Genomic DNA, 19,908 nt, shown 5'->3' with positions numbered 1-19,908 from the left:
CCGGCACGTCCACACCTCAGGAGTAACCCCCTTGTCCCAGGGCTCGATTTCCCAGCCAGACCTCGTCGTCGTCGGATCCGGTTTCTTCGGCCTCACCATCGCCGAACGCTGCGCCACCGAGCTCGGCCTCAAGGTCCTGGTGCTCGAGCGGCGCTACCACCTCGGTGGCAACGCCTACAGCGAGATCGACGAGGAGACCGGGATCGAGGTGCACAAGTACGGCACCCACCTCTTCCACACGTCGAACGAGCGGGTGTGGGCGTACGTCAACCGCTTCACGACGTTCACGAACTACCGGCACCGGGTCTTCGGCAAGTACAAGGGGCAGGTCTACTCGCTGCCGATGAACCTCGGCCTGATCAACCAGTTCTTCGGCAAGGCCCACACCCCCGACGAGGCGCGCGCCCTGATCGCCGAGCAGGCCAGCGAGTTCGACACCGCGACGGCCAGCAACCTCGAGGAGAAGGCGATCAGCCTGATCGGGCGCCCGCTCTACGAGGCGTTCATCAAGGGCTACACCGCCAAGCAGTGGCAGACCGACCCGACCGAGCTGAGTGCCGACATCATCACGCGCCTCCCGGTCCGCTACACGTTCGCCGACGGCTGGTTCAACGACACCTACGAGGGCCTGCCCACCGAGGGCTATGCCGCGTGGCTCAACAAGATGGCCGACCACCCCAACATCGAGGTGCGTGTCGACACCGACTGGTTCGACGTGCAGGACGAGTTCAAGGGCAAGGTGCCGGTCGTCTACACCGGCCCGGTCGACGAATACTTCGACAACTCCGAGGGCCGCCTGTCGTGGCGCACGGTCGACCTCGTGCAGGAGACCGTCGACGTCGACGACTACCAGGGCACCGGCGTCGTCAACGCCAACGACCCGGACGTCCCGTTCACCCGCGTGCTCGAGTTCAAGCACCTGCACCCCGAGCGCACCTACCTGCCCGGCAAGTCCATCGTGGTCCACGAGTACAGCCGGTTCGCCGAGGACGACGACGAGCCCTATTACCCGATCAACACCGCCGACGACCGCGCGAAGCTGCTGAAGTACCGCGACCTGGCCAAGAAGGAGCCGCTGGTGCTCTTCGGTGGTCGACTCGGCACCTACAAGTACCTCGACATGCACATGGCCATCGGGTCGGCGCTGTCGATGTTCGACAACAAGCTCAAGCCGCACTTCGTCGACGGAGTGCCGCTCACGAGCGGAGGAGTGGACGAATGACGACGACCGCCACCAAGCCCAAGCACAGCGCGGCAGCGACGGTGACCCGTCTGCTCCAGCGACAGGTCCTGCCGATCGACGGCGACACCGACGTCTTCCGGTTGTACGTCGACCCGGAGGCCGCGGTCCTCGACGCCGACAAGTACGAGGTCGGATCGAGCCGGGCAGCCCAGGACCTCAACAGCGCCCAGATGCGCCAGTCGACCTCGACCGGGGTGAGCATCCACCCCGACCAGATCCTCGACCGCGAGGCGCTGCACCTGCCGATGGAGCAGCGGATCTCCTTCGGGTCCTACTTCAACGCGTTCCCGGCGTCCTACTGGCGGCGCTACACCATCGTCACCGACGTCACGCTGACCCTGAAGATCGAGGGTGCCGGGGCGACCGTCACCGTCTACCGCTCGATGGCCAACGGCCGCTCGCAGCGCGTCGAGACCGTGACCACGGGCTCGGAGGAGAGCTCGACCTTCATCTTCGAGCTGCCGCTCAAGCCCTTCGTGGACGGCGGCTGGTACTGGTACGACGTCGTCGCCGGCGAGTACGACGTGGTCGTCCGCTCGGCCGAGTGGACCGCCGAGGTCCCCGAGGACCGCGCCGATCACGGCACCGTCGACCTCTGCATCACCACCATGAACCGGCCCGACTTCGTGGCCAAGCTCATCGGTCAGCTGGGCAGCACCCCCGAGCTCCGTCCCTACCTCGACGAGGTGATGGTGATGGAGCAGGGCACCCAGCTGATGCAGGACTCCGAGTTCTACCCCGCGGCGGCCGAGGCGCTCGGCGACAAGCTGCGCGTGATCGTCCAGGGCAACCTCGGTGGTTCCGGCGGCTACGCCCGCGGCCAGCTCGAGTCGGTCCGCAAGGGCACCGCGACCTACGCGATGATGATGGACGACGACGTCATCTGCGAGCCCGAGGGCATCATCCGATCGATCACCTTCGGTGACCTCGCCCGCCGCCCCACGATCGTGGGCGGCCACATGTTCTCCATCTACGCCCGCACCCGCCTGCACAGCTTCGGCGAGGTCATCACGCCGTGGCGCTTCTGGTGGCTCTCGGCCCCCGGCGTGTTCCAGGACTGGGACTTCGGCGCCCGCAACCTGCGCTCGACGCGCTGGCTGCACAAGCGCGTCGACGTGGACTACAACGGCTGGTTCATGTGCCTGATCCCGCGCCAGGTGCTCGAGGAGATCGGGCTGAGCCTGCCACTGTTCCTCAAGTGGGACGACTCCGAGTACGGCCTGCGCGCCAAGGCCGCCGGCTACCCGACCGTCTCGCTCCCCGGTGCGGCCGTCTGGCACATCCCGTGGACCGACAAGAACGACGCCCTCGACTGGCAGGCCTACTTCCACCAGCGCAACCGGTTCGTGGCGGCGCTGCTCCATTCGGCCTACGAGCGGGGCGGCCGCATGGTGCGCGAGAGCCTCAACCACCAGGTCGCCCACCTGGTCTCGATGCAATATTCCACGGTCGAGCTCCGGCTGAAGGCGCTCGAGGACGTGCTGGCGGGTCCCTACGGCCTGCACGAGATGCTCCCCGGCAAGCTCGCCGAGGTCAACGCGTTCCGCAAGCAGTTCACCGATGCCCAGCTGCAGGCCGATCCCGACAGCTTCCCCGCCGTACGCCGCCACAAGCCCCCGCGCAAGGGCAAGGACGACTCCGGGGTGCCGAGCCGCAAGTCGCTACTGGTCCGCGCGGCCACGATGCCGCTGCGCCAGCTCAAGTCGGTGCGGCCGACCGCGCAGCGCAACCCCGAGGCCGAGATCCCGGCGATGGACGCGAAGTGGTACCGCATCGCTCGCTACGACTCGGCCGTCGTCTCGATGCCCGACGGCACCTCGGCCGCGCTCTACCAGCGCGACCCCGAGAAGTTCCGCGAGCTGATGAAGCGCACCGTCGAGATCCACGCGAAGTTCCAGCGGGAGTGGCCGCGCCTGGCCGCCGAATATCGCGCAGCCCTGGGCGACATCACTTCACCGGAGGCGTGGGAGAAGACCTTCGAGCCGTGGAAATGACCACAGGCTCACCGTCGCCGGTACGGCGTCGCAGCACCCCCGAGGAGCTGGAGGCGCTGCCGCTGGTGCCGCCGGCGGCGACGGGTCTGGCTGAGGTCGTCCGCCGCCGCTACCTGCTGCGGATGCTGGTGCGCAACACCATCCAGTCGCGCTACCAGGGCACGGTGCTGGGGTGGACCTGGAGCTACCTGCAGCCCGCGATCCGCTTCTGCCTGTTCTACTTCCTGTTCCAGGTGATGGTCGGTCGTGGTGCCGGCATGGAGAACTTCGCCGTGCACCTGTTCGCCGGCATGGTGATGGTGCACTTCTTCACCGAGACCTTCAACGGCGGCACCCAGTCGCTGGTGCAGAACCGGTCGCTGATCACCAAGCTCGCCGTACCCCGCGAGATGTTCCCGGTCGCCCGCATGCTCGTGGCGGCCTGGCACACCTTCCCGATGATGGTGATCCTGGTGTTCGTCTGCGTGCTGCTGGGCTGGCGGCCCGACGCTGCCGGCATGGCCGCGGCGCTGCTCGGCTTCTTGCTCGTGGCGCTCCTCGGGCTCGCGCTCGGCCTGGTGTTCAGCGTGGCCAACGTCTTCATGCGCGACTTCGGCAAGGTCGCCCAGACGCTGACCCAGTTCGTCACGTTCAGCGTGCCGATGATGTACCCCTACACGCTGGTGCAGGACCGCTTCGGCGAGCCGATCGCCTCCTACTACCTCTTCAACCCGATGGCGGAGGCCGTGCTGCTCATCCAGCGCGGGTTCTGGACCGGCACCACCAGCGACCCGACCTACACCCAGGCGCTGCACCTGCCGGGCGACCTCTACACCCGCGGCCTGGTGATGACGCTGATCGCCCTGGTCGGCGTCGTGCTCGCCCAGCGGCTCTTCTCGCGCCTCGAGGCCAAGGTCCCGGAGCGCCTCTGATGACGACGATGATCCAGGTGGAGAACGCCACCAAGTCGTTCACGATGTCCTACCACCGCTCGCTCAAGCAGCTCGCGCTCGCGAAGGCACGGGGACGCAAGACCCACGACGTCTTCAACGCCGTCGACGACGTCTCCTTCACCGTCCAGGAGGGCGAGGCGATCGGGCTGATGGGGCTCAACGGCTCCGGCAAGTCCACCCTGCTCAAGCTCGTCAGCGGCGTGATGCGTCCCGACGCCGGCTCGGTGCTGACCCGTGGCCGGATCGCCGGCCTGATCGCCACCGGCGCGGGCTTCGACCCGCAGCTGACCGGGCGCGACAACCTTTTCCTCAACGCCGCCATCCTCGGGATGTCGCGCAACGAGACGCTGCGCAAGTTCGACGAGATCGTCGACTTCGCCGACCTCGGCAAGTTCCTCGACACCGAGGTCGCCTACTACTCCTCGGGGATGAAGGCCCGCCTGGGCTTCGCGGTCGCGATCAACGTCGACGCCGACATCTTCATCGCCGACGAGGCCCTCGCCGTGGGGGACCGGCCGTTCAAGCGCAAGTGCAAGAAGCGCATGGACGAGATCGTGAAGTCCGGCGTGACGATGTTCTACGTCTCGCACGCCCCCGGCTCCGTGCGCAACCTGTGCAGCCGCGTGCTCGTCCTCGACCACGGCAAGCTCGCCTTCGACGGCGACGTCGAGGAGGGCATCGCGTTCCTGCACTACGACGACGATGACGACGAGGAGCGCGGCAAGGCCTCCTCCGACGACGGGCTCGGCGCCGACATCTGAGTCGCCGCGCCACGTCACCCCCGCGCGGGGTAGTTCAGTGAGAGTTCGTCGGATTTCGTCCTGACGGCCACCAACCCTCACTGAACTACCCCGCGCGGCGTCGTTGCGTGCGAATATCAGCGTCAAAACTTGACATTTCGCAAAGTCATCGGCGTGGCGAGTGGAAATTACAACGTTGTAGTTACTCACGAACTCTGGCGAACCAGAGTGACTGGTGTGATTGTTGCTTCCTGTGTGACCTTCCCCGCGCACTTGGAGTCGTTACTTATGCGTCCTGTTCAAGCCCGTTTCGTCACTGCGTGCCAGCAGCTGCTGGCCCTCGGTGTGGTCCTTGCTGTGCTCACCCCGGCAGCAGGTGTCCTGTCTCTCGACATCGTGGGAGCCCCCGCCCCGGGAGGCGCCCCGGCGCTGACCGGCGCGCTGGCCTCGGCCACCGTGCCGACGGCGGCCGTCCCCTCCGAGGTCACCGAGGTGCCGCTGACCACGCAGAGCGGCGATGCCCGCCCGCTGGCCGGATCGACGCTGATGCGCGGCTCGGCCGCCGCTGACCACGTGACCAGCCGGCCGCAGAGCGTCTCCGGCTACGGCGCGGTCGGTGTCACCTGGGCCCATGGCCAGGAGATCCCCGAGGGCGGCATCACCGTGCTCGTCCGCACGCGCCAGGACGGCACGTGGAGCGGCTGGAGCACGATCGACTACCACGACGACCACGCCCCCGACGCGGACACGGCAGAAGCCGCCGCTGCCCGCCCGGGCACCGACCCGGTGATCATCGGCGACGTCGACGACGTCCAGGTCAAGGCTGCGGTCGACGGCGAGGCCGCCACCGCGCTGCCGGCCGACCTCAAGCTCGCAGTGGTGGAGCCCGGCACCGCCGAGGACACCGAGACCGAGGCGCCGGCCGAGTCCGGCACCCAGTCGGGCAGCCAGACGCAGGGCTCCTACGACGAGGAGTTCGAGGACCGCAGCGAGGGCGCCATCTCGCTCCGCGCGGCGCGCACCGCTCCGGCCATGCCGACCATCTACAGCCGCGCCCAGTGGGGCGCCGACGAGTCGATCCGCAACAAGTCGTCGCTGCGCTACGGCACGGTCAGCGCCGGCTTCGTGCACCACACGGTCAACGCCAACGACTACACCGAGGCCCAGGTGCCGGCGATCATGCGCAGCATCTACGCCTACCACGTGAAGTCCCGGGGCTGGAGCGACATCGGCTACAACTTCCTCGTCGACCGCTTCGGTCGCATCTGGGAGGGCCGCTACGGCGGCGTCGACAAGAACGTCGTCGGCGCCCACACCCTCGGCTACAACGACTACTCCTTCGCGATGTCGGCGATCGGGAACTTCGACGTCGTCCAGCCCCCCGAGGTGATGCTGCAGTCCTACGGCGCGCTCTTCGCCTGGAAGCTCGCCATCAACGGCGTCAACCCCGCCTCGACCGCCCAGCAGGTCGGCAAGTCCACGTTCCAGGCGATCAGCGGTCACCGCGACGCCGGCAAGACCGCGTGCCCCGGCCGCTACCTCTACGCCAAGCTCCCCAACATCCGGGCCTACGCCTCCTCGGCCGCACCGGCAGCCCCGGCCCCGCCGCCGCCGGTCCAGATCACCGACCCGGCGCCGCAGTCCAACCTGGTCGGAGCCGCCTACCCCGACATGGTCGTGCGCAGCGCCGCCGACAACCGCGCGCTCATCCTGCCCACCGGTGGCCTGACGTCGTTCAGCAAGGCGTCGGTGACCTCCGCCAAGGGCTGGGCCAACCGTCCCGAGGTGCTGGTCTCGCCCGACGTCACCGGCGACGGCGTGCTCGACCTGGTCTCGACCAGCAAGCAGGGCGTGCTCCGGATCCGCCCCGGCAAGGGCAACGGCAAGTTCAAGGCCACCTCCAAGGTCGTCAAGACCACGAAGGACCACACGCTGATGACGGCGGTCGGCGATCTCAACAAGGACGGCCGCAACGACCTCGTCGCCCGGCACAAGGGCCGCATGGTCGCCCTCCTCGGGACGAAGAAGGGCGGTTTCCTCCGCTCGGTGCTCGGCAAGGGCCTGGGCAACTACACCCAGCTCATCGGTGTCGGCGACCAGAACAGTGACGGTGCACCCGACGTGTTCGCCCGCGACGCCAAGGGCCGGCTCTTCTCGTACGCCGGCTCGGGAACGGGGAAGTTCGGCGACCGCTCCGCGGTGCCCGGGTCGTGGTCGGCGTACAACCGGATCACCGGCGGAGCCGACTTCAACGGCGACGGGCGCGGCGACCTGGTCGCGCGCAGCGCCAAGGGCAAGGTCTACATCCACCTCGCACACGGTGACGGCACCTTCTCGCTGCCGCTGGGTCCCGCGGCCAACATGCGGTCCCTGCGCTCGCTGACGTCGGCCGGCAGCCTCGTCGGTGACGGCGCGCCCGATCTGGTCGGCGTGAAGGGCAACAGCCTGGTCGTCGTGCCGCACAAGGGCACCTTCGAGCTGGGCGCCCCGATCGACACCGGCGTGGTCATCGCCGACGCGGACATGATCATCAACGCCGGCGACTGGGACCGGGACGGCGCCGGTGACGTGATCACCCGCCGCACCGACGGCAGCCTGTGGCTCTACCGCGGCAACGGTGCAGGCCAGCTCGCCTCGCCGACGGCGATCGGGTCCGGATTCGGTGGAATCGCCGGGATCACGGCCGTGGGCGACGTGACCGGCGACGGCTTCCCGGACCTGCTCGGCACGCCCCCGGGCGGCGCACTGTCGGTCTTCGCCGGCACGGGCACGGCCATCAGCGCGGGCCGCGCGGTGGCAGGACGCTCGGTGGCCCGCACCGGGCTGCCCACCGACCTGACGCCCTTCGACTGGGTGATCCCGGTCAGCGACATCAAGGCCAAGGGGGCCGGCGACTACCTCGTGCGGCAGCCGAGCACCGGCTACCTCTACCTCTACTCCGGCACCCGTTCCGGGGTCGCGCGTCCGCGCTTCCTCGGTGAGGGGATGGGGGCCTACAACCTCGCCGGCTAGACCCGGTGGGTGGCGCGCTCAGCGTCGTACGTCGACTGCGACCGCTCGGCAGCGAGATGTCGCACCAGGACCAGCGAACCGCCGCGTGCGAGCGGTTCGGTGAGGGTGACGATCCCCGGTGGGGAAGCCGGGTTCGTCCCCGAGAAGAGACGGCCGCCGTCGGTGAGGAGACTCCCGGCGGCGGCCGCCTCCATCAGCTCTCCCTGCGTCCGGCGCAGGCCCTCGAGGTCGCACGCGACGTCGTCGCCGGTCGGCGGGTCCCACGGCGAGAAGGCGTCGGGCTGGGTCCAGATCTCGATGCCGACGTCGTGCACGCCGGCCGGGACCGGCTCCGCGAACCGCACCCCGAGCGGGCGCAGGCTGCACGCGAGCACCGGCAGGTCGTCGGCCCGCTCGGCCCAGTCGGCCAGGGTGTCGGGACCGCACACGACGGCGTCCGGGTCGTCGTCGTCCGTGAGCGCCAGCCCGACCGTCCAGGCGGCGGCCATGAACACCGGGGCGAGCCAGTGAGTGGGCAGGTCGATGCGCAGCCGCATCCCGCGCTCGAGGTCGCCCTCCTCGACGAGCAGCCCCGCCGCCTTGGCCACCCAGTTGGCGTAGGTCGTCACCGACAGCTCGACCCGCTCGTCGGTGGCGTGGTCGTAGAAGGTGATGAACGGGCGACCCGCGTCACCACGCAGTTGTCGGGCCAGCTCGGCGGAGAACGTCGTCACGGGCACACCCTAGGGTTGCGGCCATGATCGAGCATTTCTGGGCCGTGGTCCCCGCCGGTGGTGCGGGCACGCGCCTGTGGCCGTTGTCCCGGCAGGACTCGCCGAAGTTCCTGCACGACCTGACCGGCAGCGGCCGCACCCTCATCCAGGCCACCCATGACCGGCTGGCCCCGCTGGTCGAGGACCGGATGCTCGTCATCACCGGGCAGGCGCACCGGGCGGCTGTCACGGCCCAGCTGCCCGAGCTCGACGCGGACGCGGTGGTCGCCGAGCCCTCGGCGCGTGACTCGATGGCCGCGATCGGGCTGGCTGCGGCCCTCCTCGAGGTCCGCGACCCCCATGCGGTGATGGGTTCCTTCGCCGCCGACCACGTGATCACCGACACCGAGGCCTTCCACGCAGCCGCCGCCACGGCGGTCGAGGCGGCTCGCGCCGGCTGGCTGGTGACCATCGGCATCGAGCCGACCCACCCCGCCACCGGGTTCGGCTACATCCGCGTCGGCGACGCGCTCGACGACGTCACCGGTGCCTTCGCCGTCCGGGAGTTCGTCGAGAAGCCCTCGGCCGAGGTCGCAGCGGCGTACGTCGCCGACGGCTGTCGCTGGAACGCCGGCATGTTCGTCGTACGACCCGGAGTGCTGCTGGACCTGCTCGCGGAGCAGGACCCCGACTTCGCGGCCACCCTGCGCGCGATCGCCGCCGACCCGTCGACCCTGGCCGAGCTCTGGTCGACGCTGCCCAGGATCGCCGTGGACCACGCCGTGGCCGAGCCAGCGGCCGCCGCCGGCCGCGTGGCGGTCGTCCCGGGAACGTTCGGCTGGGACGACATCGGCGACTTCGCCTCGCTCGAGGGCCTTCTGGTGGGCGACGACGCGGTGACCGTGCTCGGCGACGCCGGGCTCGTGCGAACCATCGACGCCAGCGGCCTGGTCGTGCCCCACGGAGGTCGGACGGTCGCCGTGGTCGGACTGCAGGACGTCGTGGTCGTCGACACCGGCGACGCGCTGCTGGTGACCACGCTCGAGCGGGCGCAGGACGTGAAATCGATCGTGGCCGCCCTCAAGGAGGACGGCCACGGACACCTCACGTGAGGTGCGTCGTTCGAGGACTCAGATCGCGTCCGGCTCCGGGGAGTCGGTGTAGGGGTACTTCTTCATGAAGTCCTCCAGCGCCGCGCCGCTGGGAGCCGAGCAGTACTGGAAGACACCGACCTGCTTGTCGGCGGCGGACTCGCCGGCCCCGCCGACCGACCAGTGGGTCATCGCGACGTGCTCGTCACCGGGGAAGGGCTCGCCGTCCTCGGAGGTCCACGGCACGGCCTTGAACTTGTTGCGGTAGTTGGCGTTGTCGTCGAACTTGGAGGCGATGCCCCGCAGGTCGTCCATCATCGCGTCGCTCTCGGCCACGGTCGCGTCGTACCAGAGGATCGTGTAGCCGTGCTCCAGGTTGTGCACGAGCTCGCCCACGTCGGGGCGGTCGCTGCTGGTGTAGAGCTTGCGGTCGATCGTGTCCCACACGTTGTAGTGCTGGCCGAAGGCCGGGGGCGAGTCCTCGTAGGAGATCGGGGTGCCCGGGTCGACGTGCTCCTGGGAGCCGTTGGCCTTCTTGGTGGTGATCTCACCGCAGGCGTCGGCCGCCGCGCCGATCTCGTCGAGCCCCTGCTCCTCGAACCCGCGCAGGTCGTACCAGTCCTTGATCGGCTGGTAGGCCGCGGCGCCGACGATCAGCAGGGCGATGGTGGCGCAGATGCCGACGATGGCGTAGCCACGCCGCTTCTCGGCACCCTTCTGCTTGCTGCGGATGGAGTCGATGACCGCCTGACGGTCGGTCCTGTCCTTCTTGGCCACGGTCGGTGAGTCTCTCGAAGTCGGTGGGCTCGCCCTGTGTTCAGGCGGGGTCGGGGGCAGAGTCTACGGAGTCGTCGGTGAGACGTGCGCCACCACTCCCGAAACGCCCGGCAGCCACGCGTCCAGGCGCCAGCCGTGCGCGAAGCAGACGGCCGCGACGGCGTGCTGCTCGGCGGCCGCGGGCAGCGTGAGGGTGCCTTCGGCGTACGGCGACGCGCCGCCCACCACCCGGGAGACGGCCGCCGCCAGCTCGTCGGCCTCGACGGGCCGGCCGAAGGGCGCCCGGTCGTCGTCGGCGCCGATCAGCGCCCGGACGACGGCCTCACGAGCGCCGTACGCGAAGAGGTCGGAGCCCTCGGGCCGGATCAGCGAGCCGGCACCGGGACCGTCGTCGCCGATCGCAAGGACGAGGTCGGCGCGGCCGCGCACGACGGCGACGGGCCGGCCGGCGAGCTTGCCCTGCACGAGGTCGGCGGCGCCGGCGATCTCGTCGGCGACGGCCGGCAGCGTGACGGCGAGGTCGTTGCCGTAGCCGTCGACCCGGCCGGCGAGGTCCACCGTGACGCGCAGCCCGGCCGCACCGATGGCGATGTCGGTCTGGCCCTCGCGCCACGCCCGCCCGGCGGTGTCGGTGATGACGACGCCGACGTTGGCGCCGGTGAGCTCGTGGAGGCGCGCACGCAGGCCGCGCGCGCTCGCGTCGGGGTCGAGGGGCAGCAGCACGATCGAGCCGGCCGTGACGTTGGAGGCGTCGATGCCGGCGGCGGCCATGGTCAGCCCGAGCCGGTTGCGCACGATCGTGGTCGGGCCCCGGCGGGCGACGACCCGGACGGTCTCCTCGGCGAGTGCGCCCTCGCGCTCGCCGAGCCGGACCCGGCCCTCGGCCTTGCTGACCACCTTGCTGGTGACGACCACGACGTCGCCGTCGCGCAGGGTCGTAGCGCCGACGACCAGGGCCGCGAGGTCGGACGCCGGCGTGATCTCGGGCAGCCCGTCGGGGGCGGTGACCTCGAGGTGCGTCACGGGGTGCTCACGCGGGACGGACCAGCTCGATCGCCGCGGCCGCCATGGCCGCGGTGGCGTCGTGGTCCGTCATCATGAGGGGTACGGCGACGCACGCGATGCCCGCGGCCTCGACCGTGGCGACGTGGTGGGCGTCGGTCTCGTCGACCAGCCAGGCGTCGAGCACGCCGCCGGTGGCGCGCGAGCCGTAGTGCTCGGCCACCGCGGCGGCGGTCACGTCCACGCCGATGGCGGTGAGCACCTGGTGTGCCATCCCGCGCACGTGGGTGTCGCCGACGATCGGGGAGAGGCCCACGACCGGGGCGCTGGTGGCCGTCAGGGCGGCGCGGATGCCGGGCACGCCGAGGATGGTGCCGACCGAGACGACCGGGTTGGACGGCGGCAGGATGACGAGGTCGGCGTCGCCGATGGCCTCGAGGACGCCGGGTGCGGGCGCCGACTGGTCCAGACCGACGAAAGCGAGCGCCTCGGCCGGAACCTCGGCGTGCAGGCGCACCCAGTACTCCTGGAAGTGGATGACGCGCTTGCCGCTCGGGGCCTCGGCGTCGGCGATCGCGACGTGGGTCTCGACCCGGTCGTCGGTCATCGGCAGCAGCCGGACGCCTCCCCAGGAGGGGGCCGTGCTCCAGCGGCGACACAGGGCCGCGGTGACCTCGGAGAGCGAGTATCCCGCCTCCAGCATCTGGCTGCGGACGAGGTGGGTCGCGATGTCGCGGTCGCCCAGTCCGAACCAGGTCGACTCGACGCCGTACGCCTCGAGGTCCGTCTTCGCGCTCCAGGTCTCGTCCTTGCGGCCCCACCCGCGCTCGACGTCGATGCCCTCGCCGAGGGTGTACATCACCGTGTCGAGGTCGGGACAGACCTTCAGGCCGTGGATCCACAGGTCGTCGGCCGTGTTGGCGATGACCGTGACCTCGGCGTCGGGGGCCACCCCCGGCAGGGAGGAGGTCGCGATGCCGTGGAGGAGGCCCTGGAGGAAGCGCGCACCGCCGGTCCCGCCGGAGAGAACAGTGATCTTCTGCATGCGACCAGCCTGCCCTACGGCTCGTGGCCCGGACGTCCGAGTCCCATGGCCCGTTCGGGCCATAGCAGATTCGGGCTTGACTTCATGGGTACGACAGGCATGTAATTCCCATAGTGTTGTTCATACGAACAACGTGCACCGCCAAGGGTCGAAAGGGCGAAAGCCATGAGAGCAGAACTGTTTCTCCTTGAGCCGGACGCCGAAGACATGGGTTGGCAGGACCGTGCGCTCTGCGCGCAGACCGACCCAGAAGCCTTCTTCCCGGAGAAGGGTGGGTCCACGCGTGAGGCCAAGAAGGTCTGCCTGACGTGCGAGGTCCGCAACGATTGTCTCGAGTCCGCACTGATGAATGACGAGCGCTTCGGCATCTGGGGCGGTCTCTCCGAACGGGAGCGTCGCAAGCTGAAGAAGCGTGCAGTCTGAGTCGCAGCACCGAACACCAGTCGCGCCCCGGGTCGTCCTCGACCCGGGGCGACTGCATTTCAGGGCGTGACCGCCTGCTCGCTAGGGTGCTCCGGTGACCGTCACTGCCCTGCTCGTCAGCCACGACGGGGCGCGATGGTTGCCCGCGGTGCTCGACGGGGTGGCCGCCCAGCACCGTCCGGTCGACGCCTTCGTCGCCGTCGACACCGGCAGCCGCGACGACAGCGCCTCACTCGTCCGCGACGCCTGGGGTGAGCAGGTCGTGCACGTCCTCGACAGTGCGACCACCTTCCCGCAGGCCGTCCGTGCCGCCCTCGCGACGCTGCCGCCGCTGTCCCCGGACCCCGCCGGCGACGACGAGTGGATCTGGCTGCTCCACGACGACGCCAACCCCGATCCCGACGCCCTGCTGGCCCTGACGCTGGCGATCGAGGAATATCCCGACGCTGACATCCTCGGTCCCAAGCTGCGCGAGTGGCCCTCCCTGCGGCGGCTGCTCGAGGTCGGCCTGACGATCACCGGCACCGGGCACCGCGAGACGGGGCTCGAGCGCGGCGAGTACGACCAGGGCCAGCACGACGAGGCCCGCCGCGTCCTCGCGGTCAACACCGCCGGCATGCTCGTACGCCGCCGCGTGCTCGAGGAGCTCGGTGGCTTCGACGACGAGCTGCCGATCTTCGGCAACGACATCGACTTCGGCTGGCGCGCCGCGCAGGCCGGCCACCACACGATGGTGATCCCGCAGGCGGTCGTCTTCCACGCCGAGGCGGCACACCGCGGCGTGCGCCGCACGCCTCTCACCGGACGGCACACGCACTACCAGGAGCGCCGGGCCGCCCTGTTCACCATGCTCGCCAACGCCCCGCGGCGCTGGCTGGCCTGGCAGGTCGTCCGGCTGTTCTTCGGCTCGCTGCTGCGCGTGCTGGGCTATCTCGTCGTCCGCTCGCCGGGCGAGGCGCTCGACGAGCTCGCGGCGGTGCTGTCGGTCTACTCGCGCCCGGGACACCTGCTCGCCGCCCGTCGCGCGCGCGTCGACCGGCGCCGTGAGGAGTCCGACGCCCGCTCCCTGCTCGCCCCGGTGTGGCTGCCCTACCGCCACGGCCTCGACTTCGTCACCGACCTCGCCGCAGCGGCGACCAACCAGGCGGCCGACGTCGCCGAGCGTCGCCGGGCGGCCAAGCTCGCCGCCGAGCCGCCGGCCCCCTCGGGCGCCGGGTCCTCGCGTGCGCCCGCCGACGAGGAGGACGAGTTCCTCCAGGACTCCGGGATCGTCGCGAAGTTCGTCACCAACCCGGTCGCGATGGCGCTCACCCTGTTCGCCGTCCTGGCCGTCGTCGCGGCCCGCCCGGCCTTCGGCACGATCACGGGCGGCGCGCTGTCGCAGGTGCCGGCCGACGCGGCCGACTGGTGGCGGCTGCACGTCGAGACCAGGCACCCGCTCGGCACCGGCACCGACGTGCCCGCGCCGGCCTACGTCCTGCCCTTCGCCCTGCTCGCGACCCTCTTCGGCGGCAGCACGGGCGCGGTGGTCTCGACGCTGATGCTGCTCGCCATCCCGTTCGCTGCCTGGGGCGCCTGGCGCCTGCTGACGGTCGTCGGCCACCTGGTCGACACCCGCGACCTGCCGCGGTGGGTGCACGTCTGGGGTGCCGTCACCTACGGCCTCGTGCCGGCCACCTCCGGTGCCTGGGGCGAGGGTCGGTTCGGCACGGTCGCCGTCGCCGCCCTCCTGCCGTGGGCCGCGCGTGCCGCCCTCGGGTTCGCCGACCCCGAGCGCGACGGCCGCTGGCGCGCCGCGTGGCGCACCGCCCTGCTGGTGGCGCTCGGCGCGGCGTTCGTGCCCGGTGTCTGGCTCTTCGCGCTCCTCGTCGCCGCCATCGTGTTCGGTGCCGCCGCCTTCGTGGCGCCCCGGCTGCTCAAGGACCGCGACGCGTGGGGCCCGCCGGTCGTCTCGCTGCTCGCGGTGCCCGTGCTGCTGGCGCCGTGGCTGCTCCCGCTCATCACCACCGGGTCCGCGCCCGGCCTGCTGCTCGAGGCCGGTCGGCTCCCGGGCGATCGCGTGGACTTCGTCGGGCTGGTGACCGGCCGGCTCGGAGACGTCGGGGCACCGTGGTGGCTCGGCGCGCTCCTCGCCGTACTCGCCGTCATGGCGCTGGTGCCGCGCTCGACGCGTGTCCCGGTGCTCGTCTGCTGGCTGGTCGCGCTCGCCGCCGCCCTCGTCGTCGCCGTCCTCGGCTGGGTGCGGCTGTCGCTGCCCGTGACCGAGACGCGGCCGAGCCTGGGCTTGTTCGTGGTGATCCTGCAGGGCGTCGCCGTGATCGCGACCGTCATCGGCGCCGAGGCCTGGCTGCGGCGCCTCCACGACGGGCAGGCGCACCCGCTCTGGCAGCGGGGCCTCGCCGTCCTGCTCGCAGTCTTCGCGGCGGCCGTGCCGCTCGGCGGCCTCGGGTGGTGGCTCGTGGACCAGGACGACGCGCTCACGCGCACCGAGCCGACCGTGGTGCCCGCCTACATGGAGCAGAGCTCGCAGCTCGGCGACGAGCACGGCGTGCTGGTCCTCCGCGGCTCGGTCGAGACCGGTGTCGACTACCGCGTCCGTCGCGGCGACGGTGTCACCCTCGGCGAGGACGAGATCCTGGCGCTCGCCGATGTCGACCCCGACTTCGACGCCCAGGTGCGCGCGCTCGTCTCGGCGCCCACCGCGAGCGTCGTCAAGGCACTCGGCGATGCCGGCATCGAGTACGTCGTCCTGCCCTCGCCCGCCGACGGCGCCGTCGCGGCCGGGCTCGACGCCACGGCCGGGCTCGACCAGGCCAGCGCCGAGGACCGCTCGACCCGGGCCTGGCGGGTCGACCGCCCGCTCGCCGCCGCTGATGTCGAGAGCCGCACCTCGGTCTTCCGGATCCTGCTGCTGGTCGTGCAGGGCCTGGCGATCGTCGTCGTGCTGGTGCTGGCCGCCCCCACCCTGCGGAAGGCGCGCGAGGATGACTGACCGTTCCCGACGTTCCCTGCCGACCGGCCGCCTCGGACCGCTCGAGATCCTCGCGATCGTCGTGCCGCTGCTCACGGTCGCCGCGCTGGCGCTGGTGCGACCGCTCGACGATCCGTCGACCACGCACCCGCCCACCGACGTGCCGCTCACCCGCGCCACGCTCGTCTGCCCGCCGGCCCTGCCGGGGGCCCGCACCGTGGGGCTCGCCAACGCCGACGGCGTCGCCGGTGACGTCACGCTCCGGCTCCCCGACGAGGACGAGGTCGCGCTCGACGGCACCCGTCGGCTGGGCCGGGCGGACGCCGTGGTGGCGCAGGCCGAGGGCGACCTCGCCGCCGGGTTGCTCGGGGTGCGCTACGGCGCCGCGTCGGCCATCTCGTGCAGCGCGCCGAAGCCCGGGCAGTGGTTCACCGGTGTGGGCGCTGCCCCCGAGCACTCCTCCACGCTGGAGCTGGTCAACCCCGACGGCGGACCGGCCGTCGCCGACGTCACCGTGCTCGGGCCGGACGGCCCACTGGACGTCCCCGCACTGCGCGGGGTCACCGTGCCGGGCGGGCGGACCATGCGGTTCGAGCTGGCCGACATCGTGCCCACCCGTGAGGAGCTCACACTGCAGGTGCTCGTCTCGCGTGGGCGGCTCGGCGTCGACGTCGTCGACCAGGTCGACGAGCTCGGCCGGGGCGCGCGCAGCCGGGACTGGCTGCCGTCCCAGAGCGAGCCCGGCACGTCGGCGTACCTCCTCGGCATGGGCGGCAAGACGGGCGAGCGCACGCTCGTGCTGGCCAACCCCGGGACGAGCGAGGCGCGCGTCGAGCTCAAGGTCATCACCAAGGAGAGCGAGTTCGCGCCGGCCGACACCGACGAGATCCGCGTCGCGCCCGGCTCGACGCAGACCGTCGAGCTCACCGACCTGCTGGGGAGCCGCGCCGCCCGTGGAGCGCTCGGGCTGCGGCTCGACGCGTCCCAACCGGTGACCGCCTCCCTGCGCACGCTCGCCGGCGGCGACCTGTCGCACGCGGTGGCGGGGGAGCGGGTCGCTGCGCGCGCCGCGCTCGCCCTGCCGCGGGGGGCGTCGCGGCTGGTGCTCTCCGGCGCCGACGGAGTGGGCGTGGCGACCTACGTCGTGGTCGATGCCGACGGCAAGGAGATCGCCCGCGAGCGCGTCGAGCTGACGCCGGGCATGGCCAGCCGGCTCAAGCTCCCGCGCAACGGAGCGGTCCTGGACCTCCGGGTGGACCGGTCGGGGGTCGTCGCCGCGCTCGAGGTCGGACCGCCCGGGCTGGCGGTGCTGCCGCTGACCACGCTGGCGGTGGCCGGCCGGGTGCCGGACGTGCGGCCGGCGCTGCGTTGACTCAGCCCTGGTCGGTGTAGCGGGGGTCGACGTCCTCGGGCGGCAGGCCCAGGAGCTCGGCCACCTGCTCGACGACGAGCGTGAGCACCATGGCCTCGAGCTCGGCGCGCGTCTCGCAGCGGTGCTCGATCGGTCGCCGGAAGAGCACGAGCCGGCTCGCGTCGCCACCCGCGCCGCGGATGAGCGACGACAGCGGGACGGTGTCCTCGCCCCAGTCGTCGGGCAGCAGGGGAGTGTCCTCGACGGCGTACTCCACGATCCCGAGCTGGCGGTGCCAGCGGGCGTCGACCTCGGTGACGATGTCGAGGACGAGCCGGTCGAAGCGTTCGCGCCGGGTCGGTCGCTCCGGCACGCCCGGGTCGCGCGGGACGATGCCGGGGCCACGCTGGCCACGGCCACGACGGTCGCGGGTCAACCGCCTGGCCTCAGTCACGACCGCGAGCCTAATCCGAAGCGGGCGACTCGGCGGGTAGCGTCTGGCGCGTGAGTCTCCGTCGCTGTTCGCGCACTGCCTGCGGGCGCAGCGCCGTCAACACGCTGACCTATGTGTACGCCGACCAGACCGCCGTCCTCGGACCGCTGGCGACCTACGCCGAACCGCACGCCTACGACCTGTGCGAGCTCCACTCCGAACGCCTCTCCGCGCCGCGTGGCTGGGAGGTCCTGCGCCTCGCCTCCGACATCAAGTCCCGAGGCCCGAGCTCCGACGACCTGCTCGCCCTCGCCGACGCCGTCCGCGAAGCCGCGCGCCCGCCCGAGCCCGCCCCGCCGATGCACTCCGCCGACGACCCCCGCCTCGGTGAGAAGCGCGGTCACCTCCGGGTCTTCAGCTCGGAGTGAACCGTCGCGTGCGGCGCCCGTCCGGCACAGCGCCGTACTGGCCTGTCGGCACGCAGGTCATGTGGCGGGAGGGCTCCGGTCCGCTGGGCACGGGTGACCCGGTCCTGGACACGTCCGCTCCGCACTTCGCGCAACCGGTCACGGTGGTGCGCGACGACGCTGCCGGACTGGTCGTGTGGTTGCCGGTGGGCACGCCGGTGCTGCGGGCCGCGCGCGCCGATGGGCGGGGCAAGCGCGATGACCCCGGCACTCTGTTCACGGCGCCGGTCGTCGCGGAGACGGAAGTGCACGCACGCCACGACCAGCTGCGGATCGCGCCGACCGGTCGCCCGTGGTCGGTGTGGCTGTTCTTCGTCTTCGGAGAGTTCGTCGGCTGGTACGTGAACCTCGAGCGTCCCCACGTCCGCGACTCGACGACGCTCTACACGAGCGACCACGTGCTCGACGTGGTCGTCGCGCCCGACCGAACGGCGACGCTCAAGGACCAGGACGAGCTCGCACTCGCGGTGTCGCAGGGAGTCTTCACGCCGGTTGTCGCCGCGGCCATCGAGGCCGATGCTGCCGACGTCCTTGCGATCGTGGCCGACTGGGGCCCGCCGTTCTGTGATGGGTGGGAGCGCTTCAGGCCGGATCCGGTCTGGTCGGTCCTTCACGACGGGTGGACGAACGAGTGACAGGCAATGCCGTCGAAGTCCTCTGTCCCGTCCTCGACGAAGCCGGCCTTCTGGAGCACCCTGACGCTGGCGTCGTTCCCGACTGCGGCGATCGCCCTGAGCTGCGCGCCGTCTGCGTGTGACAGATGCCAGCCCACCAACGCCTCGGCGATCTCCGTCGCGAGCCCGCGTCCGGTGTGGCTGCGCCGAATCACGAAGGCGAGCTGTCGAACGGCGTCGTCGCCACCGAAACCCGCTCTCCCGACCACACTGCCCTCGGCGTCTGCGAGGCGCCACTTGGTCCATCCCCGAGCAGCGTGCTCGGCGATGTAGCAGCCGACGAGCTGCTCGGTCTCGGCTCGCGACTCTGGGCGGCCGTGGCGCACGAACCTCATGGTCTCGGGGTTCGAGTGCACCTCGAGCAAGGGTCCGACATCGCCGGGGAGCCACGATGTCAGCGTCAGCCTGGGCGTTGTCAGCACGACATCACGGAGATCCACGGATCTCATGCTCTCATTCTCAGGTGTGCGTCGGGAGCCGCTCTCGGCGGTTGAGGAGGTCGCGCAGCGACCGTCACGAAACCCCGCAAACTTTTTGAAATTCTTTTTCCCCAGACCCCCCGGAATCGGCTGTTTCGGGGGTCCGCTGTCGGTGGTCCCTGCTTGGATTTTCGTATGGCGACCACGACCCGCAGCAGCACCGACACCTTGCCGGAGACCCCGGCGCAGGTGCTGGTCGCGCTGCGGGCCGAGCAGGACCAGCGCCACGCCTCCGAGGTCCGCTCGATGCAGTTGGCGGCCCACTGGGTCGCGCTGCACCCCGTCCTCGACTCGTCGGATCCGGCCGCGTGCTTCCAGTCCCCGAAGACACTCGCCGGTGAAGGGTCGCCGGCGATCGATGAGTTCACCATTCCTGATGTCGCGACCATGCTCGGCCAGACCTGCGATGCGGTCGGGTCCTACCTCACCGACGTGATCGAGCTCCGCTACCGACTCCCACAGCTGTGGGCCGGCGTGCTGGCCGGACTGGTCACCCCGTGGCGGGCGCGGCGGATCGCGCAGACCACCGTCGGGCTCACCCCCGAAGCAGCGACGTTCGTGGACCAGCAAACCGCATGGTGC

Annotated in this window: 17 protein-coding genes and 1 pseudogene; 12 read left to right on the top strand and 6 right to left on the bottom strand. The window is 71.1% G+C overall.

Features of this window, described 5'->3' with window-relative positions; translation table 11 throughout:
* Positions 1-31 precede the first annotated feature (31 nt).
* The 5 genes from glf to CF8_RS21100 all read left to right on the top strand — a co-directional run bounded on the left by glf (position 32) and on the right by CF8_RS21100 (position 7,921).
* Positions 32-1,222: a UDP-galactopyranose mutase gene (gene glf, locus CF8_RS14355; RefSeq protein WP_010833829.1), complete on the top strand. Its 1,191-nt coding sequence runs from the start codon at positions 32-34 to the stop codon at positions 1,220-1,222.
* Complete coding sequence (locus tag CF8_RS14350) at positions 1,219-3,237, top strand: glycosyltransferase (protein ID WP_010833828.1); 2,019 nt, start codon at positions 1,219-1,221, stop codon at positions 3,235-3,237. The genes glf and CF8_RS14350 overlap by 4 nt, the downstream gene beginning before the upstream one ends.
* Complete coding sequence (locus CF8_RS14345) at positions 3,234-4,148, top strand: ABC transporter permease (protein WP_010833827.1); 915 nt, start codon at positions 3,234-3,236, stop codon at positions 4,146-4,148. The genes CF8_RS14350 and CF8_RS14345 overlap by 4 nt, the downstream gene beginning before the upstream one ends.
* Positions 4,148-4,930 carry an ABC transporter ATP-binding protein gene (locus CF8_RS14340; protein ID WP_010833826.1) on the top strand — a complete coding sequence of 261 codons (783 nt, stop codon included), beginning with the start codon at positions 4,148-4,150 and terminating at the stop codon, positions 4,928-4,930. The genes CF8_RS14345 and CF8_RS14340 overlap by 1 nt, the downstream gene beginning before the upstream one ends.
* Before the next feature lie 267 nt (positions 4,931-5,197).
* Positions 5,198-7,921: an FG-GAP-like repeat-containing protein gene (locus CF8_RS21100; RefSeq protein ID WP_010833825.1), complete on the top strand. Its 2,724-nt coding sequence runs from the start codon at positions 5,198-5,200 to the stop codon at positions 7,919-7,921.
* On the opposite strand, the gene CF8_RS14330 is transcribed toward CF8_RS21100, so the two are convergent.
* On the bottom strand, positions 7,918-8,634 hold the full coding sequence (locus CF8_RS14330; protein ID WP_010833824.1) for a TIGR03089 family protein: 717 nt from the start codon (positions 8,632-8,634) through the stop codon (positions 7,918-7,920). The genes CF8_RS21100 and CF8_RS14330 overlap by 4 nt on opposite strands.
* Before the next feature lie 23 nt (positions 8,635-8,657).
* On the opposite strand from CF8_RS14330, the gene CF8_RS14325 reads away from it, so the two are divergent.
* Complete coding sequence (locus CF8_RS14325) at positions 8,658-9,725, top strand: mannose-1-phosphate guanylyltransferase (protein WP_010833823.1); 1,068 nt, start codon at positions 8,658-8,660, stop codon at positions 9,723-9,725.
* An 18-nt stretch (positions 9,726-9,743) separates the two neighbouring features.
* On the opposite strand, the gene CF8_RS14320 is transcribed toward CF8_RS14325, so the two are convergent.
* From CF8_RS14320 to cofD, 3 genes are all read right to left on the bottom strand, one after another.
* Positions 9,744-10,481 carry a DUF3105 domain-containing protein gene (locus CF8_RS14320; RefSeq protein ID WP_010833822.1) on the bottom strand — a complete coding sequence of 246 codons (738 nt, stop codon included), beginning with the start codon at positions 10,479-10,481 and terminating at the stop codon, positions 9,744-9,746.
* Between the two features lie 63 nt (positions 10,482-10,544).
* Positions 10,545-11,504, bottom strand: coding sequence for a coenzyme F420-0:L-glutamate ligase (cofE, locus tag CF8_RS14315; RefSeq protein ID WP_010833821.1), 960 nt, complete (start codon positions 11,502-11,504; stop codon positions 10,545-10,547).
* A gap of 7 nt (positions 11,505-11,511) precedes the next feature.
* Positions 11,512-12,528, bottom strand: a complete 1,017-nt coding sequence (cofD, locus tag CF8_RS14310) for a 2-phospho-L-lactate transferase (protein ID WP_010833820.1) — start codon at positions 12,526-12,528, stop codon at positions 11,512-11,514.
* Between the two features lie 165 nt (positions 12,529-12,693).
* Between cofD and CF8_RS14305 the strand changes: the two genes are divergently transcribed.
* The 3 genes from CF8_RS14305 (at position 12,694) to CF8_RS14295 (ending at position 17,294) form a co-directional block, all read left to right on the top strand.
* Positions 12,694-12,951 carry a WhiB family transcriptional regulator gene (locus tag CF8_RS14305; RefSeq protein WP_010833819.1) on the top strand — a complete coding sequence of 86 codons (258 nt, stop codon included), beginning with the start codon at positions 12,694-12,696 and terminating at the stop codon, positions 12,949-12,951.
* A 94-nt stretch (positions 12,952-13,045) separates the two neighbouring features.
* Positions 13,046-15,943: a glycosyltransferase family 2 protein gene (locus CF8_RS14300; protein ID WP_010833818.1), complete on the top strand. Its 2,898-nt coding sequence runs from the start codon at positions 13,046-13,048 to the stop codon at positions 15,941-15,943.
* A complete protein-coding gene (locus tag CF8_RS14295; RefSeq protein WP_010833817.1) occupies positions 15,936-17,294 on the top strand; it encodes a DUF5719 family protein in 1,359 nt (452 codons plus the stop codon). Before CF8_RS14300 ends, CF8_RS14295 begins: the two co-directional genes overlap by 8 nt.
* Position 17,295: 1 nt before the next feature.
* Here CF8_RS14295 and CF8_RS14290 read toward each other — a convergent pair whose 3' ends face one another.
* Positions 17,296-17,727, bottom strand: a complete 432-nt coding sequence (locus tag CF8_RS14290; protein ID WP_010833816.1) for a metallopeptidase family protein — start codon at positions 17,725-17,727, stop codon at positions 17,296-17,298.
* 50 nt (positions 17,728-17,777) lie between these two features.
* Between CF8_RS14290 and CF8_RS14285 the strand changes: the two genes are divergently transcribed.
* Complete coding sequence (locus tag CF8_RS14285) at positions 17,778-18,134, top strand: DUF3499 domain-containing protein (RefSeq protein ID WP_036491095.1); 357 nt, start codon at positions 17,778-17,780, stop codon at positions 18,132-18,134.
* An 8-nt stretch (positions 18,135-18,142) separates the two neighbouring features.
* The gene (locus tag CF8_RS14280) at positions 18,143-18,808 is read left to right on the top strand and encodes a DUF402 domain-containing protein (protein WP_036493212.1); all 666 of its coding nucleotides are present in this window, start codon (positions 18,143-18,145) and stop codon (positions 18,806-18,808) included.
* Here CF8_RS14280 and CF8_RS14275 read toward each other — a convergent pair.
* The gene (locus CF8_RS14275; protein WP_036491093.1) at positions 18,784-19,296 is read right to left on the bottom strand and encodes a GNAT family N-acetyltransferase; all 513 of its coding nucleotides are present in this window, start codon (positions 19,294-19,296) and stop codon (positions 18,784-18,786) included. The genes CF8_RS14280 and CF8_RS14275 overlap by 25 nt on opposite strands.
* A 165-nt stretch (positions 19,297-19,461) precedes the next feature.
* On the opposite strand from CF8_RS14275, the pseudogene CF8_RS22585 reads away from it, so the two are divergent.
* A pseudogene (locus CF8_RS22585) lies at positions 19,462-19,908 on the top strand (hypothetical protein); the annotation flags it as partial.

Source organism: Nocardioides sp. CF8, assembly GCF_000389985.1.
GTDB lineage: Bacteria > Actinomycetota > Actinomycetes > Propionibacteriales > Nocardioidaceae > Nocardioides > Nocardioides allogilvus.
Note: the sequence above shows the minus strand (reverse complement) of the source record. Positions and strands in the feature narration are given on the sequence as shown.